Source organism: Microbacterium sp. NPDC055357 (assembly GCF_053644835.1).
This window is the reverse complement of sequence record NZ_JBSHLZ010000001.1, coordinates 285,479-302,425: the sequence shown is the minus strand read 5'-3', so window position 1 is coordinate 302,425 and position 16,947 is coordinate 285,479. Positions and strand designations below refer to the sequence as shown.

Below are 16,947 nucleotides of genomic sequence, written 5' to 3'. Positions count from 1 at the left end.
GCAGAATGGGAAAGTCGCGTGATGATTCCCGTCTTCGCGCGTCTCATGAGTGGAAGGTGCTCGACCTTCCCTCAGCCACGTGGAGTCCGCATGACGATGAACGACACGCCCGGCGCCACCGAGCTCGGCGACGCCGACCTCGTGCTGCGCGCACGCTCGGGCGATGCGTCCGCGTTCGGCGAGCTGTGGCGGCGCCACTACCGGTCCGGTGTGACGGTCGCGCGTTCGGTCTCGTCGTCGCTCGATGCCGACGACCTCGTGCAAGAGGCCTACACGCGGATCTATCAGTCGATCCAGAAGGGCGGCGGACCGACCGGCTCGTTCCGCGCCTACCTGTTCACGAGCATCCGCAACACGGCGGCCGGTTGGGGACGCGCCCGCAAGGACACCGCCGTCGACGTCCTCGACACGGTCGAGGATCCGGCGACGACCGAGCAGGCGACGGATGAGGCCCTCGATCGCGGGCTCACGCACCAGGCATTCCGGAGCCTGCCGACGCGCTGGCAGGAGGTGCTCTGGTACTCCGAGATCGAGGGCATGAAACCCGCCGAGATCGCGCCGCTGCTCGGGTTGAAGGCGACCGCCGTCGCACAGCTGACGTTCCGTGCGCGCGAAGGCCTGCGCGAAGCCTGGATCCAAGCTCACCTGCGCTCGGTCACCGACGGCTCCCCCTGCCAGTGGACGATCGAGCGTCTCGGCGCGTACGCCCGCAGCAATCTGGGGCGCCGCGACCACGGCAAGCTCGAGTCGCACCTGGCGGAGTGCACGCGCTGCACGATCGTCGCGAGCGAGGCGAAAGAGGTGGGCAGTCGCCTGGCGCTCGTCCTGCTGCCGCTCACGATCGGCACCGCGGGTGCGGCCGGATACCTCGCCTCGCTGCAGGGCGGCGGTGCACCTCTCGTCGCCCTCGCCGCCATGCCCTCCACCGTCGTCGAAGGAGCCGTGACGATCGGCGGCTCGGGTGCCGCGACCCTCGCCCCCGCGGGATCGGCCGCCGGCAGCGGCGGGGCGCAGTCCCTGCTCGTGCCCGTCGGGCCGGCGAGCTCGGCAGCTTCGCTCGGCGGCTCGGCGTCGACGACGGCGGCAGTGACCTCGGGTGGCGCGGCAGCGGGAGTCGCCGGCGCGACGGTCACGGGCGGCGCCCTGTCCGGCATCGGCGCGATCACGGGGATCGCCGCCGCGAGCCTGCTCGTCGCAGGGTCGGTCGTGACGGCAGCCGTCATCGTGCCCGCCCTCACCTCGTCGCCCGTCTCGGCGCAGAATGCGATCGTGGAGACCGTCGCCGAAGCACCCGTCGACACCGACGAGCCCCTCGTGATCTCCACGCCCGCCCCCACTCCGTCCGCGCCGCTCACCGAGCCGACACCGCCCGCCGCGACCGTGCCGTCGCCGGATCCGCGCGAGACGGCACCGCGTCCGAGCGCTCCGCCCGTCCCGGCTCCGACGCCGCCCGCCGCGGACCCCGCGACGCCCACGCCGACACCGGCGCCGGATCCCGACCCCACCCCGACCCCGGATCCCGAACCGACCCCGACGCCGGATCCCGAGCCCACGCCCGATCCCGATCCCACGCCCGATCCCGAGCCGACCGACCCGCCCGAGCCCGTCCTTCCCGAGGGAACACCCGCGATCGACGACGTCTCGACGTGGTTCGAGGGCACGCGTCTGACGATCGGGTTCGACGTCACAGGAGACCCGGGCACGCAGGTGCACGTCACCTACAGCGGTGCGGATCGCGGCATCCTGACCCTCGACGGGGCCGGCGCCGCGCCCATGATCCTCCGCCCGACGGTCCTCGACCTGCTCATCGGTGCACGGCTCCAGCTCCAGTACATCGCGGGAGATCAGACCGGCCTCGTGCAGTCGTACAACGTGCAGGATCTCGTGTCGCTCGGCGACGGGCTCTGACCCGGCGAAGACAGCGCGGAGGACACCCGAGCGTAGACTGGAGCCCATGGCCGAGACCCCGTACGTGACGCCTCAGACGCCCGCCGCACCGGCGGCCGGAATGCGCACCCCGCTCTCCGGAATCGACGTGCTCGCGTTCCTCTGCCAGATCCTCGCGTTCGGCTCGCTCGCGTTCTGGGGCTTCGTCGCGTGGCCCTTCCCGTGGAACATCGTCGCCGGCATCGGCGCCCCCGCCCTCGCGATCCTCGTCTGGGCGTTGTTCGTCTCACCGCGCGCCGTCTTCGCCGTGCATCCCTTCGTGCGCGCCGTCGTCGAACTGCTCGTCTATGTCGCCGCGACGATCGCCTGGTGGAGCATGGACATGGCCTGGGTCGGCCTCGCCTTCGGCGTCGTCGCCGTCACGGTGGGCGTCTTCGCGGGCCGGCGGCGCTTGGCGTGACCGACCGCGCCGGTGTGCTCGCGCAGTTGCGCGCGGTGCTCGGCGATCGAGTCGACACGACGGATGCCGCGCGCGAAGCCGCGCGCGCCGACAAGTCCGGCCACGTGGCATCCGGAACGCCCCTCGCGGTCGTCCACGCGCGCAGCGTCGACGATGTGCAGCAGACCATGCGGATCGCGAACGCGACGGGCACGCCCGTCGTGACGCGCGGGGCCGGCACGGGACTCGCGGGCGCCGCGAACACGGGCGACGGTGAGATCGCGCTGTCCGTGCGCGGCATGGGACGCATCCTCGAAGTGCGCCCCGACGACCTCGTCGCCGTCGTCGAGCCGGGCATCCTCAACGCCGACCTCAACGACGCCCTCGCCGTCGAGGGACTGTGGTGGGCACCGGATCCGGCGAGCCGCGCGATCTCGACGGTCGGCGGCAACATCGCCACCGGCGCGGGCGGGCTTCTCTGCGCGAAGTACGGCGTCGTGCGCGATGCGGTCCTCGGTGTCGACGTCGTCCTCGCCGATGGGCGCTTCCTGCGGCTCGGACGACGCACCGTCAAGGGCGTCACGGGCCTCGACCTGACCTCGCTCATGATCGGGTCCGAGGGCACGCTCGGCGTCATCGTCGGTGCGACGCTCAAGCTGCGCCGTCTCGTGCCCGGCGAGGTGCGCACGATCGCCGCGACCTTCCCCGACGTGCGCGCCGCCGCGACGGCGTCGTCCGCCGTGACGGCCGCGGGACTGCAGCCTTCGATCATGGAGCTGATGGATGCCGCATCCCTCGCCGCCGTCCACGCGCTGCTGGCCCTCGCCGCGCCGACCCCCGGCGCCGCGCAGCTGACGATCCAGACCGACGGACCCGCGAGCGGCGATGAAGCCGCCGCCATCGCCGACGTACTGCGCGCCGCGGGCGGAGCCGTCGTGGTCTCCCGCGACCCCGAAGAGGGCGAGCGGCTGCTCGCGATCCGCCGCTCGATGCACCCCGCCATGGAGACGCTGGGCACGACGCTCATCGAGGACATCGCGGTTCCGCGCAGCGCCATGCCGGCGATGTTCGACGAGATCGCCCGTGTCGAGCGCGAGCACGGCGTCTCGATCCCGACGGTCGCCCACGCGGGCGACGGCAACCTGCACCCGAACTTCGTGTTCGACGGCCGACCCGACGAACACGGCATCGTCGAAGCCCCGCCCTCTATCTGGGATGCCGCCGACGACCTGTTCCGCGCGGCTCTGCGGCTCGGGGGCACGCTGACCGGCGAACACGGGGTGGGGGTGCTCAAGCGCCGCTGGCTCGCCGACGAACTCGGCGATGACCAGTGGCAGCTGCAGCGCGAGATCGCCCGCGTGTTCGATCCGCACGGCATCCTCAACCCCGGAAAGGTGTTCGACAGCTGAGCCGTCCACGGGCGTTTACCGAAACGTTAACGTCGTGGCGATCGGACCGCGCCCCGCGCGCCTGACACGCTCGGATACGATAGGGGGATATATCCGTTCAAGCCGGGGGGTTTCTGCGTGACGGATCTCGCGATCAAGCCTGGAGCCGAAGAGCCGACCAGCGCCGACGGCACGTCCGTCGATCCAGCTGAGTCGACGACCGCGGCGATTCCGCGCGCCGATGCCTCCGACCAGCCCGAGTGGGCTCCGCGCGACCCCGCGCCCAAGAAGAAGCACACGGGCATCTGGATCGGCGCCGGAGCCGGCACCCTCGCGGTCGCCCTCGTCGCGACGTCGCTCGTGCTCATCGCCCCGGGCACCTCCGTCGCGGGTGTGCCCGTCGGACTGCTCACATCGGGCGCGGCGACGGATGCCATCAACGAACGACTGGCCGAGACCGACGTGGTCCTGACCGGGGCCGGCGGCGACGTCGCGGTCAACGCACTGGATCTGGGCGCCACGGTCGAGGCCCGCGCTCTCGCCGACACGGCGTTCGCGGCGAGCCCGATGTGGAACGTCACGCAGTGGTTCCCCGAACCGATCGAGGCGTCGATCAGCATCGACCCCGAGATCGCGACGGCTGCGCTGCGCGCTGCGGCACCCGACCTCTACGTCGACCCGGTCGACGCGACACTCGCCTATGACGCCGAGAGCGTCAGCTTCATCACGACTCCCGCCGTCGAGGGCACCGGCGTCGACCTCGTCGAGCTCGGCGCGAGCCTCAACGCCGCGTTCGCCGAGGGTGAGACGACGGTCGCATTCGACCCGGTCGCCGCCCCCGTCGTCGCCGGCACCCCGACGTTCGTCGCCGAATCCGCCGCCGTCAAGCTCAACGGCGTCCTCGACACGGCCGGCTTCTACATCGGCGACGAGCGCACCGTGCCGATCACCCGCGAGCAGGTCGCCTCATGGCTCACCGTGACTCCGGGGCCGCGCGGCACGTTCGAGGTCGGTGTCGACGAGGCCGCCATCCAGGCCGTCGTCGATACGCTCCCCGCCGCGGTCAACCGCGAGGCGGCGAACGCGACGGTCGTCACCGATTCGGGGGGCGGCGTGCTCAATGAGCTGGCCACGGGCGTCGTGGGCCGCGAACTGGGCGATACGTCCGGCATCGCGGCGGCGTACGCCGAGCAGCTCGCGGCCGGCGAAGCCGCATTCGCCCTGCCGGTCACCGAGGTGCCGTTCGCGACGACGACACTCGCCCGCAACGTCGTGGTCGATCTCGGCGATCTGCGCACCTACCTCTACGAGAACGGCAACCTCGTCAACTCGTATCCCATCTCGGCCGGCAAGTCCTCGACGCCGACGTTCACCGGGTCGTTCCGCATCAACTGGAAGCGCAATATCCAGGACATGGGATGCTTCCCCGGAGCGCCGTACTGCACCGAGAACGTTCCGTGGGTGGCGTACTTCAACGGCGACCAGGCGTTCCACGGCGCCTACTGGCACAACAGCTTCGGTGCCGCGCACATCAGCAGCGGCTGCGTGAACATGCCCGTCGGCGCTGCCAAGTTCCTCTTCGACTGGGCGCCCGTGGGCACCGAGGTGCAGGTCCGCGCCTGACCGCCCCCGCATACGCCCCTGCCACGCGGCATCCGGTGTGAACGACGAAGGCCCTGCCCGCTGAGCGGACAGGGCCTTCGTGATCGGGCGGGTCAGATCCCGTCGATGATCGCGTTGAGCGTCGCAGACGGCCGCATGATGGCGGTCACGAGCTCGGTGTCGGGGCGGTAGTAGCCGCCGATCTCGGCGGGCGCGCCCTGCACGGCGAGCAGCTCCGCGACGATATCGTCTTCGGCCGACGCGAGTGCGTCGGCGACGGGTGCGAAGGCCGCGGCGAGCTCAGGGTCCGCCTGCTGGTTCGCGAGCTCCTGTGCCCAGTACAGCGCGAGGTAGAAGTGGCTGCCCCGGTTGTCGGTCGTGCCGAGCGCACGGCCCGGCGACTTGTCGTTCTCGAGGAAGGTCCCCGTCGCGGCGTCGAGCGTATCGGCGAGGACCTGCGCCTTGACGTTGCCCGTCACGGTCGCGAGGTGCTCGAGCGAGGCCGCGAGAGCGAAGAACTCGCCCAGCGAATCCCAGCGCAGGTAGTTCTCGGCCAGCAGCTGCTGCACGTGCTTGGGCGCCGATCCGCCGGCACCGGTCTCGAAGAGGCCGCCGCCCGCGAGGAGCGGCACGATCGAGAGCATCTTGGCGCTCGTGCCGACCTCCAGGATCGGGAAGAGGTCGGTGAGGTAGTCGCGCAGCACGTTGCCGGTCACCGAGATGGTGTCCTCGCCCTTGCGCAGCCGGTCCAGCGAATACCGGGTCGCCTCGGCGGGCGCGAGGACCTCGATCGTGAGGCCCGTCGTGTCGTGATCGGCGAGGTAGGTCTTCACCTTCTCGATGAGCGCGGCGTCGTGTGCGCGGTTCTCATCGAGCCAGAACACGGCCGGCGAGCCGGTCGCCCGCGCGCGCGTGACGGCGAGCTTGACCCAGTCGCGGATCGCGATGTCCTTCGTCTGCGTCGCGCGCCAGATGTCGCCCGCCTCGACCTCGTGCGAGAGCAGCACCTCGCCGGTGCCGCTGAGCACCTGGACCACGCCGGGCGCCTCGATCTCGAACGTCTTGTCGTGGCTGCCGTACTCCTCGGCCGCCTGGGCCATGAGACCGACGTTGGGCACCGTGCCGATCGTCGCGGGGTCGAGCGGGCCGCGCGCGATGACGTCTTCGATGACGGTCTGGTAGACCCCCGCGTAGGACGAGTCGGGGATGACCGCGAGCGTGTCCGCCTCGCCGCCGTCGGCGCCCCACAGCTTTCCTCCGTTGCGCACGAGCGCCGGCATCGACGCGTCGACGATGACGTCGGAGGGCACGTGCAGGTTCGTGATGCCCTTGTCGGAGTTGACGTAGGACAGCCGGGGGCCGTTCTCGAGGTCGGCCTTGACGGCGGCGGCGATCTCCTCGCCGCGCTCGAGCGCCGGCAGACCCGCCAGGATCGCACCGAGGCCGTCGTTCGGACTCAACCCCGCCTGGGCGAGCTCGGCACCGTAGCGCTCGAAGACGTCGTCGAAGTAGGCCTTCACGACGTGGCCGAAGATGATCGGGTCGCTGACCTTCATCATCGTGGCCTTCAGGTGCACCGAGTAGAGCACGTCGTCGGCCTTGGCCGTCTCGAGCGTCTCGGCGAGGAAGGCGTCGAGCGCCTTGGCCGACAGGAAGGTCGCGTCGACGATCTCGCCGGGGAGCACCTTCAGGCCGGTCTTGAGCGGGGTCACGCTGCCGTCGGCGGCGACGTGCTGGATCGACAGCACATCGTCGGCCTCGATGAGCACCGACGTCTCGTTCGCCTTGAAGTCGTCGTGGCCGAGCGTCGCGACGCGCGTCTTGGATCCCTCGGCGAACGGCTTGTTGCGGTGCGGGTGCTTGCGCGCGTAGTTCTTCACCGACAGCGGCGCACGACGGTCGCTGTTGCCCTCGCGAAGCACGGGGTTCACCGCCGAGCCCTTGATGCGGTCGTACCGCGCGCGGACGTCCTTCTCTTCGAGCGTCGTGGCCTCGTCGGGGTAATCGGGGACGTCGTAGCCCTGGGCCTGGAGCTCGGCGATCGCGGCCTTCAGCTGCGGGATGGACGCCGAGATGTTCGGAAGCTTGATGATGTTGGCCTCGGGCAGCGTCGCGAGGCCACCGAGCTCGGCCAGGGCGTCACCGACCTGCTGCTCGGGCGCGAGCGCCTGCGGGAACGCCGCCAGGACACGGCCTGCCAGAGAGATGTCGCGCGTTTCGACGTCGACGCCCGCCCGGCCGGTGACGGCCTTGACGATCGGCAGGAACGATGCCGTCGCGAGCGCCGGAGCCTCGTCGGTGTAGGTGTAGATGATGGTCGAATCTGTCACCGGTCACGTCTTTCGTTCAGTCGGGATTCAGGTCTTCAGTCAAGATTCCAGGCTACCTCAAACCATCGAGATATCTCGATATCAAGATAGTCTGCGCCGTCTTCGCACGGATGTGACGACGGATGCGTGACCCGCGACCGAGAATGCGGTTAGCCTGTCGTCTATGGGTGATCTGCGATTGGTCGAACTGTCAGCGGCGACGATCGTCGCCGTCAACAACATGTCCCTCAAGCCCGGCCAGGAGCAGTTCCTCGCGCCGGTGAGCTACGGGATCGCAGCGACCGTCGTGAATCCGCAGACGACGTGGCAGCGCGTCGTCCTCGACGGCGACGACGACGAGGTCGTCGGCTTCGTCAGCGCGAGCTTCGACCCCGAGGCGCCCATCGAGCACTTCCAGTCGATCCTGTGGCGCATCAACGTCGACGCCGATGACCAGGGCCGCGGCGTCGGCCGGTTCGCCGTCGAGCAGCTCCTCGAAGAGGCGCGCTCCCGCGGCATGGGCCGCGTCACGGTGATCTACGAAGCCGGCGAGGGCGGCCCCGAGGCGTTCTTCCGCCGCGTCGGCTTCACGCCCGTGGGCGAGACGGAGTACGGCGAGGTCATCGCCGAGTTCGGCCTCTAGACCCGGCATCCCCCGCTTCGCGAGACGGTCGTCGTCCGCGCGCCTTTCGAGGACCCTTTCGGATGCCGGCACCCGGCCGCATCCGCCCGCCTCGGCGTGCCCCGACGTCCGCGCATATAAGACGAGGACGGGCCCCGGAGCATGTGCTCCGGGGCCCGTCCGTTGGGGGGATCCGCTCAGATGAGCGTGAGCGTCAGCACACCGGCGTAGGTGCCGGCACGCGTCGACCCGGGGACGCCGAGGGTGAGGTCGGCGCCACAGACGAACGCACCTGCACTGTTGCCCGCGGGCGACTCGCAGAGCGTGGAGGGAACGCCGATGCCCGAACCGGGGACGGCGACGTTTCCGGGCGTGACCTTGCTCGACTGGCCGGGGGCCTGCGGCAGGTCGCCTTCGACGGCCTCCGCGCGCGGCGCCCAGCCGAGGTTCTCCGCCACGATGAGGCCGGAGCCGCTCGTGAAGTCCGAGACCTCGCCGGTCAGGTCCCAGCCCGCAGCGGTACCGCGCGAGTCGCGGACTGCGACGTCGTGCAGAGCACCCGTCGCCGTCTGGTCCGCACCGTTCAGCGCGACACCGTCGAGCACGACGGGCTCGTCGCTCGCGATCGCGAGCGACAGGGCGCCGCCGGTGACCTCGGTCGTGATGACCTGACGGTTGTCGGCGTCATCGCCACCGAGAACCGTGACGGTGAACGCCTTCACGGGGCCGATGTTGCCCGACGCGTCCGTCGCGCGGTACTCGACACGGTGCGTGCCGTAGCCCGGCTCGGTCTCCTGGAACGGCGAGTGCGACATGCCGGCCGAACCGAGGCTGCCGTAGATGAGGTCGTCGACGTTCGTGCCGGTGGGCGTGAAGACGAACGGGTCCTCGGGGTTGGTCGGCGAACCGTAGTAGTTGTGCCAGCCGTCGCCGTTCAGGCGGAACTCCGAGATGAGCGCACCCTCGCGGTCGTCGGTCGCGACGAGCTTCATCCCGAACGACTCGTTCACGATGTAGTGCGGCTCGCCGTTGGCGCCGGTCGTGGTCGAGATCGGAGCCGTCACGGTCGCCTCGACCGTCGGGCCCGATGCGTCGACGTCCCACTCCTGCACGACGCGTCCGGCACCGGAGTTGCCCGGGTCGGAGACGGTCGCCGAGACCTCGTGCGCACCGCTCAGGTTGAGCGCGCCCAGGTCGAACGTGTTCTTGCCGGCGGGCGTCGCGACGACCTCGCCGTCGACGCGCCACGTGATGTCGAACGCGCGGTCGGTGCGGTGCGTCGTGTTGACATACAGGATGTCGTCCGCACCGGCGGGCTTGAACGTCGGGAACGCCTCGGTGATGCCGGGGCGGACCGTGCCGCCGTTGGCGGTGCCCGAGCCCACGGTCCAGGTGCGCGTCTGCGTCATCGACGACTTGGCGCGGATCGCGGGGTCGCGGATGAACTCGGTGTTGTCGACGACGGTCGCCGTCACGGTGTCGCCGGCCTTCACGCCGAGCTTGCCGAGGTCGAGCGTGCGCAGGTTCGCGGGGTTGTCGACCGCTTCGCCGTTGACCGCCCAGGTGACGTCGTTCTCGTGGTAGACCGGGTGCGACGTCTCGACATACAGCACCTGGTTGGGCGCGACGGCGGCGTCGGTGGAGGTGGACGCGGGCACGAGCGGCGCGCGGCCGGCGACCTTCTCGGTCATGATCTCGCGGCTGACCTGGTCCATCTGGTAGCCCAGCGACTTCATCATCGAGTGCTGGCTGGGACGGTAGATGCCCGTCGAGTAGTACATGCCGCCCTCGTAGACGTCGATGATGCCACCCGACTCGCTCTCCTCGCCGAGCCAGCGCCACCACTTCGTCTTCTGCTCGGCCATCTGCTCGGCCGTCTGGAGCGTGTGGTGCGCCGAGCTCGGCTCGCGGCCGGTGTAGTCACCGGTCGTGATGCCGCGCGTGTAGTAGTCGTACTCGTCCTGCAGACCACCGAGCGAGTGGGCGATCTCGTGGGGCGAGATGAGCGCCGACAGCGGGTTCCCACCGCTGGCCGTCGCGTAGGCGCCGCCCGCGCCGCCGTAGGTGTCGCTGTTGGCGAGCGCGAGGATCTGGTCGACCTTCGGCGCCTGCGCGGCGTACCGCTGTGCCGCCGAGTTGTTCATCGTGATGAGGCGCTCGACGCTCGAGGCGCGGCATCCGCCCCAGAACGACATGCCGAGCGGCGTGTTGCGGCGCGGGGCGTCGAGGGTGCGGTCGCAGCTGATGCCCGACTCGCCCGAGACGATGCCGATCGCGTAGACGTTGAAGTGGTTGCGGTAGCTCTTGAAGGGCTCGATGCTCCACATCGTCTCGAGGTGCACCTCGACCTCGTCGTAGAACTTCTGCTGCTCGTCGGCGGTGTAGCCGTCACCCATGATCACCAGGGAGAAGCGCTCTGCATCATCACCGGTGATCTGCATGGGCACGACGGTCGATGAGCCCACCTCGGACTCGGCCGCCAGGGCGACGGCGGGGGGTGCGAGGGCCACGAGGGACGCCGCCAGGGTCGATGCGGTGAGCATCGCCCCCCAGCGCCGCCTCGGAGCGACCGCAGTTCGGGTACTGGTCATGGTCTCCACTTTCGGCTCGAATGGGCTGTGACCCGCACGCGCCATGGCATGACACCTTCGTCGGAGCGGTCGACTCACGGGTGAGAGCCTAGGGAGCAGGTCCAGCCGAATCACGGTGCGCGCGTCTCGCGTCTGACAGCACCCGCGCGACGTTTGTCGGATGCCGCGGCTCACGCGCGACGGCCGGGTCGCGGCATCCGCTCTCAGACGAGGGATTCGCGCCACGCGGCGTGCAGCTGCGCGAACTTGCCCGTGCCCGCGATGAGGTCATCGGGGGTGCCGTCTTCGATGATGCGGCCGTGCTCCATGACGAGCACGCGGTCGGCGATCGCGACGGTCGACAAGCGGTGCGCGATGATGATCGCGGTGCGATCGGCGAGGAGCGTCTGCAGGGCGTCCTGGATCATCCGCTCCGAGGGGATGTCGAGCGACGCGGTGGCCTCGTCGAGGATCAGCACGGCGGGGTCGGCGAGGAACGCGCGGGCGAACGAGATGAGCTGGCGCTGTCCGGCCGACACCCGTCCCCCGCGCTTGTTGACGTCGGTCGCATAGCCGTCGGGCAGCTTCTCGATGAAGGCGTCCGCGCCGACCGTGCGGGCCGCCGCCCGGATCTCGTCGAGCGTCGCGTCGGGCTTTCCGAGTGCGATGTTGTCGGCGACGGTGCCGCTGAAGAGGTACGCCTCCTGCGTGACCATGACGATCGCCCGGCGCAGGTCCTTCGGATGCAGCGAGCGCAGGTCCACCCCGTCGAGCGTGACGCGTCCGCGCGTCGGATCGTAGAACCGCGAGACGAGCTTGGCGAGCGTGGACTTGCCCGCGCCCGTCGTGCCGACCAGGGCGACCGTCTGCCCGCCCGGGATGTCGAGCGAGAAGCCGGGGAGGATGGTGCGCTCACCGGAATACCCGAACACGACGTCGTCGAACCGCACGTGGCCGCGCGACTCCCACAGGTCGACCGGCTGCGTCGGGTCGGGGACCGTCGGCTCCTCTTCGAGCACGCCGGAGACCTTCTCGAGGGCCGCCGTGGCCGACTGGTAGGAGTTGAGGAAGAACGCCACCTCCTGCAGCGGCGCGAAGAAGTTGCGCACGTACAGCACGGCTGCCAGCAGCGTGCCGACGAGGAGGGTGCCGTCGACGATGCGGAACCCGCCCCACGCGACGACGACGGCGAGCGTGACGGATGCCACCGCCATGAGCGCCGGCTCGAAGGTGCCGAAGAGGCGGATCGAGCGCATGTTGATCTCGCGATAGTCGCCGGACAGCTCGCCGAACTCGTCGTCGTTGCGCACCTCTTTGCGGAACGCCTTGACGGCGCGGATGCCGGTCATCGTCTCGACGAACTTCACGATGACCTTCGCGCTGATGACGCGCGACTGGCGATAGACCCGCTGCGAGCGCAGGTAGAACCAGCGCATCAGGAGATACAGCGGAATGCCCATGACGACCAGGATCAGCCCGGACTGCCAGTCCCAGATGAGCAGCATGACGAGTGTGAAGGCACCGTACAGAATGCCCGAGACGAGCTCGTTGAGCCCGCCGTCGAGCAGTTCGCGGATCGTGTCGAGGTCGCTCGTCTGCCGGGAGATGATGCGGCCCGACGTGTACGACTCGTGGAACTCGAGGCTGAGCTTCTGCGTGTGCAGGAAGATCCGCTTGCGCAGATCCAGCATGATCGCCTGCGTCAGCCGTGCCGTCACGACGACGTACCAGCCGATGAGCGCCGCACCGCCGATCGCGGTGACGAGGTACACGAGCACGACGAGGACCGTCGGCATCCAGTCCATCCGGTCGACGGCGGCGGGCAGGGCGCTGTCGATCCCGACCGCGATGAGCGCGGGACCCGCGACGCGCAGCGCGGTCGAGATGACCAGCACGACCGCCGCGAGCACGAGCTGTCCGCGCACGGGCAGCACGAGCGAACCGAGCAGGCGCAGCGAGCGGCGGCGCACAGCGCGGCTCTCTTCGCGCGTGTAATCGGAGCGGTCTTCGCCGCTCGTTCCGACGACGGTGCTCACGCGTTCGCCTCCGGTTCCTGGCCCGAGCCGTACGGTTCGAACCTGAGCTCGCGCAGCTGCGTCTGTTCGTCTTCGAGGCTCGAGATGACGTGGCGGTAATGGTCGTTCGCACGCAGCAGGTCGGAGTGCGTCCCGACGGCGGTAATGCGGCCCGCCTCGAGCAGGGCGACCCGGTCGGCGAGCATGACGGTCGAGGGGCGGTGTGCGACGACGAGAGTCGTCGTGTCGTGCATGATCTCGCGCAGCGCGTCTTCGACGAGCGCCTCGGTGTCGACATCGAGCGCCGAGAGGGGATCGTCCAGAACCAGCACGGCGGGCCGTGCCGCGACGGCACGCGCGAGCGCGAGTCGCTGACGCTGCCCGCCCGAGAGGGACAGCCCCTCTTCGCCGATGACCGTGTCGACGCCGTCGGGAAGGTCCTCGACGAAGCCGGCCTGCGCCACCCCGAGCGCTTCGCGCAGGACGCGCTCGGCCTCGGGAGACCCGGGTGCGAGGTCTTCGCGTCCGAGCAGCACGTTGTCGCGCACCGACTGCGAGAACAGCGTCGCGTCTTCGAAGGCCATGCCGATGCTCCGCCGCAGGTCGACCAGGCTGAGGTCGCGCACGTCGATCCCGTCGAGGGTCACGCGCCCCGCCGTCACGTCATACAGGCGCGCGGGCAGGGTCGTAAGGGTCGTCTTGCCTGACCCCGTGAGCCCGACGAGGGCCATCGTCTCGCCGGGGCGCAGCACGAGATCGATGCCGTCGAGCAGGTCGCGCTCATGGGCTGCGGCATCCTGATACCGGAAGTGCGCACCCTCGAAGGCGAGCTCGCCCCGCGGCTCGGCGATCGCGACGGGCGCAGCCGGATCGACGATCGGATTCGGCTCGTCGAACACCTCGAAGATGCGATCGGTGGCGGTGCGCGCGTCGAGCAGGAACGAGAAGAGGAAGCCGACGGACTCCATCGGCCAGCGCAGCACGGTCGCCATCGCGAAGAACGCGAAGAGCTCGGCGACCTGCAGCTCGCCGAGCTGCGTCAGGTAGATGCCCGCCCCCAGGCACAGGGCGAACGCGATATCGGGCAGCAGCACGAGCCAGAACCAGATCCAGCCGACGGACCGCGCCTTGCTCATCTCAGTCTCGCGCAGGCTCTCGGCCTGCCGCGTGAATTTCACGAGCGCGTGCTTTCCCCGGCCGAAGGCCTTCAGCACGCGGATGCCGTGCACGCTCTCTTCGACCGAGGTCGCGAGATCTCCGGCCTGGTCTTGGCTCTGCCGCGTGAGCGTGCCGTAGGTCTTCTCGAACCGGTACCCGGCGTACCAGAGCGGGGCCGAGCAGACGATGAAGATGACGCCGAGGATCCAGTGCCAGCGGAACAGCAGCACGATGCCCACGACGATCGTGATGGCGTTGACGACGAGCAGCACGAGGCCGAACGCGAGCCAGCGTCGGAGCATGCTGATGTCCTGCATCATGCGGCTCAGCAGCTGGCCGGACTGCCAGCGGTCGTGGAACGAGACCGGCAGACGCTGCAGACGCTCGTAGAAGCCCGTGCGCAGGTCGTACTCGACCTGCGTCGCGGGCGCCAGCACGAACCAGCGTCGCGCCCAGACCATGAGGGCTTCGAACAGACCGAGCGCGAGGATGGCCGCGGCGCCCCAGATGATCTGGGTGATGTCGCCTGTCGAGATGGGACCCTCGACGACGACCTCGAGCACGAGCGGGATCGCGAGGGCCAGCAGGCTCGCGATGAGCGCGCTGACGGCGCCCAGCACGAGGCGAGGGAGCACGGGCCGGGCGAACGGCACGAGCCGCGCGAGCGCCTTCGCGGTGGACAGGTCCGACCGTCGGGGATCAGCGGTGATGGTCATGTTCCTCAGGGGTGGTGCCGCGAACGAGACAGCCCACCAGCTTAGAACGGGGTGTTCACTGCTGCAAGCTCGCTTCGCGGTCGAGCAGCGCCCGCTTGACGTCGACGCCCCACGCGAACCCGCCCATGGCGCCGCCCGTGCGCAGCACGCGGTGACAGGGCACGAACAGCGCCGGTGCGTTTCGGGCGCAGATGGATGCCGCGGCGCGGACGGCGCCTGCAGAGCCGAGCACGCGGGCGAATTCCGCGTAGGTGAGCGGACGACCGGGCGCGATGGCGCGCAGCGCCTTCCATCCCGCCTGCTGCATCGGCGTGCCGTGCTGCCGCACCTCGACGGTGTCCACGGCGGCGAGGTCGCCGTCGTAGTAGGCGACGACGGCTTCCCCCGCCGCTGTGCGGCCCGTGCCGAACGACGCGGGGCGGGCGGACGGGCGCAGTCGGTCGAGGATCTGCGCGGACACGGCCGTCCATCCGGAGGCGAGCACCCGGCCGTCGTCGTCGGCGAGCAGCGTGAAGGGGCCGTCGGGGGTCTCCAGGGTCTGCATCGTCGTCATGAGCGGGGTCCTTCCGTGCGATGTGCAGGATCGGGTGTGACGGATGTCGTCTCGATCGGCCCTGTCGCCCTGTTCCGGCTCGTGCGTCCTGCAGATCGCACGGGGCGGGGTGGAACAGCACGCCACAGGTGCGCCGTGAGGTAGCTGCGCCACGGCGCGGCGCGGGCGGCCCAGGCCGTGAGCGCCGGCGCATCGGAGGGGAGGCCGGTCGCGGCGGCGCCCGCTCGCACGGCGACGTCGCCCGGCAGGAAGACGTCGGGGTCGCCGAGCACCCTCATGCGCACGTAGTCGGCGGTCCACGGCCCGATGCCCGGCATGGCGAGCAGCGCGGCGCGCTGTTCGCCGGCGTCGTCACCCGCCGTGAGTGTGAGCGATCCGTCGGCGAGGGCGGCCGCCGCGGTCGTCACGGCCCGGATGCGCGACGCCGGTCCGCGCAGCACATCGGCCCCGTGCTCGGCGATCGCGGCCATCGTGGGGAACAGACGCGTCGCCGGCCCGACGCCGTCGATCGGGTCGCCGATCTCGGCGGTCAGCCGCGACAGCACGGTACGGGCCGCGGCGACCGAGATCTGCTGGCCGATCATGGCGCGCACGAGCATCTCGTGCGGGTCGGCGGCACCGGGCACGCGGATGCCGGGAAGACCCGCGACCAGCGATGACAGTTCCGGATGCCGCGCGAGCGCCTCGTCGACGGCGACCGGGTCGGCGTCGAGGTCGAACAGCCGACGCGCGCGGGCCACGAGCGACGGCAGATCGGACAGCTGCGTCAGCCGCGCGCGCAGCCGCACACGCCCCGCACCGTCGATGTCCAGCTCGAACCACGCCGGCCCGCCCGCGAGGCGCACCGCGCGGCCGAACGACGTCGCCGTCGCCACCTCGACGCCGTCGACGGCACGGGCGGCCATCCAGGAGAAGAGCCCCGGCGCGTCGAGTTCCCCGCGGTGCGGCAGCACGAGCTCGATGACCCCGAGCACGTCCGAAGCGGAACCCTCGTCCGTCCCCATCCCCTCGGGCCGCGCCCCCGCTCCCTGAGCTCGTCCCCGCGCTCCCTGAGCTTGTCCCACCGCTCCCTGAGCTTGTCGAAGGGAGCGCCGCCGCGCACGCAGAGCGAGCGGCGGCATCCCGAACACTTCGCGGATCGTGTCGTTGAACTGCCGCACGCTCGCAAAGCCCGCGGAGAGGGCGACATCGGATGCCGGCATATCGGTGCCGACGAGGAGCATCCGCGCCGTCTGCGCGCGATGCGCGCGACTGAGGGCGAGGGGTCCGGCGCCGAGCTCGGCCGCCAGGAGCCGGGTCAGGTGGCGCGGCGAATAGCCGAGCCGATGCGCGAGGCCCGGCACGCCCTCGCGTTCCACGACGCCGTCGGCGATGAGCCGCATCGCGCGGCCCGCAACGTCGCCGCGCAGATCCCATCGCGGCGAGCCCGGCGCCGCCTCGGGAAGGCACCGCTTGCACGCCCGATATCCCGCTTCGTGCGCGGCCGCGCTGGTCGGGTAGAACGTCACGTTCTCGGGTTTCGGTGTGCGCGCGGGACAGCTCGGCCGGCAGTAGATCCCGGTCGAGCGCACGGCCGTGACGAACTGGCCGTCGAACCGCGCATCGCGCGAATCGATCGCGCGATACCGTTCGTCGAACGTCATGGCCGGGATGCTCACACCCCTAGCCTGACACGCTCCCGGACACCC

General features: G+C 70.4%; 11 protein-coding genes. 5 read left to right on the top strand and 6 right to left on the bottom strand.

What is annotated here, in order from left to right; translation table 11 throughout:
• Positions 1-90 precede the first annotated feature (90 nt).
• From ACWICD_RS01215 to ACWICD_RS01200, 4 genes are all read left to right on the top strand, one after another.
• Positions 91-1,908, top strand: coding sequence for a sigma-70 family RNA polymerase sigma factor (locus ACWICD_RS01215; RefSeq protein WP_376129160.1), 1,818 nt, complete (start codon positions 91-93; stop codon positions 1,906-1,908).
• Positions 1,909-1,954: 46 nt separating this feature from the next.
• The gene (locus ACWICD_RS01210; RefSeq protein ID WP_376129158.1) at positions 1,955-2,347 is read left to right on the top strand and encodes a YrdB family protein; all 393 of its coding nucleotides are present in this window, start codon (positions 1,955-1,957) and stop codon (positions 2,345-2,347) included.
• Positions 2,344-3,735 carry an FAD-binding oxidoreductase gene (locus ACWICD_RS01205; RefSeq protein WP_376129157.1) on the top strand — a complete coding sequence of 464 codons (1,392 nt, stop codon included), beginning with the start codon at positions 2,344-2,346 and terminating at the stop codon, positions 3,733-3,735. The genes ACWICD_RS01210 and ACWICD_RS01205 overlap by 4 nt, the downstream gene beginning before the upstream one ends.
• Positions 3,736-3,852: 117 nt before the next feature.
• Entirely contained in the window at positions 3,853-5,337 is a 1,485-nt protein-coding gene (locus ACWICD_RS01200; RefSeq protein WP_376129155.1) for a L,D-transpeptidase family protein, read from the top strand.
• A gap of 92 nt (positions 5,338-5,429) precedes the next feature.
• Here the strand turns inward: ACWICD_RS01200 and ACWICD_RS01195 are convergent, their stop codons facing one another.
• Entirely contained in the window at positions 5,430-7,646 is a 2,217-nt protein-coding gene (locus ACWICD_RS01195) for an NADP-dependent isocitrate dehydrogenase (RefSeq protein WP_454139028.1), read from the bottom strand.
• A gap of 163 nt (positions 7,647-7,809) precedes the next feature.
• Between ACWICD_RS01195 and ACWICD_RS01190 the strand changes: the two genes are divergently transcribed.
• On the top strand, positions 7,810-8,268 hold the full coding sequence (locus tag ACWICD_RS01190) for a GNAT family N-acetyltransferase (RefSeq protein WP_376129151.1): 459 nt from the start codon (positions 7,810-7,812) through the stop codon (positions 8,266-8,268).
• A 176-nt stretch (positions 8,269-8,444) separates the two neighbouring features.
• On the opposite strand, the gene ACWICD_RS01185 is transcribed toward ACWICD_RS01190, so the two are convergent.
• The 5 genes from ACWICD_RS01185 to ACWICD_RS01165 form a co-directional block, all read right to left on the bottom strand.
• Positions 8,445-10,838, bottom strand: coding sequence for a M64 family metallopeptidase (locus ACWICD_RS01185; protein WP_376128756.1), 2,394 nt, complete (start codon positions 10,836-10,838; stop codon positions 8,445-8,447).
• 203 nt (positions 10,839-11,041) lie between these two features.
• Entirely contained in the window at positions 11,042-12,853 is a 1,812-nt protein-coding gene (locus ACWICD_RS01180; RefSeq protein ID WP_454139027.1) for an ABC transporter ATP-binding protein, read from the bottom strand.
• Complete coding sequence (locus tag ACWICD_RS01175; protein WP_454139026.1) at positions 12,850-14,706, bottom strand: ABC transporter ATP-binding protein; 1,857 nt, start codon at positions 14,704-14,706, stop codon at positions 12,850-12,852. Before ACWICD_RS01175 ends, ACWICD_RS01180 begins: the two co-directional genes overlap by 4 nt.
• A gap of 55 nt (positions 14,707-14,761) precedes the next feature.
• On the bottom strand, positions 14,762-15,259 hold the full coding sequence (locus ACWICD_RS01170) for a methylated-DNA--[protein]-cysteine S-methyltransferase (protein WP_376128761.1): 498 nt from the start codon (positions 15,257-15,259) through the stop codon (positions 14,762-14,764).
• Positions 15,256-16,902 carry an Ada metal-binding domain-containing protein gene (locus ACWICD_RS01165; RefSeq protein ID WP_376128763.1) on the bottom strand — a complete coding sequence of 549 codons (1,647 nt, stop codon included), beginning with the start codon at positions 16,900-16,902 and terminating at the stop codon, positions 15,256-15,258. The genes ACWICD_RS01170 and ACWICD_RS01165 overlap by 4 nt, the downstream gene beginning before the upstream one ends.
• Positions 16,903-16,947: the final 45 nt, after the last annotated feature.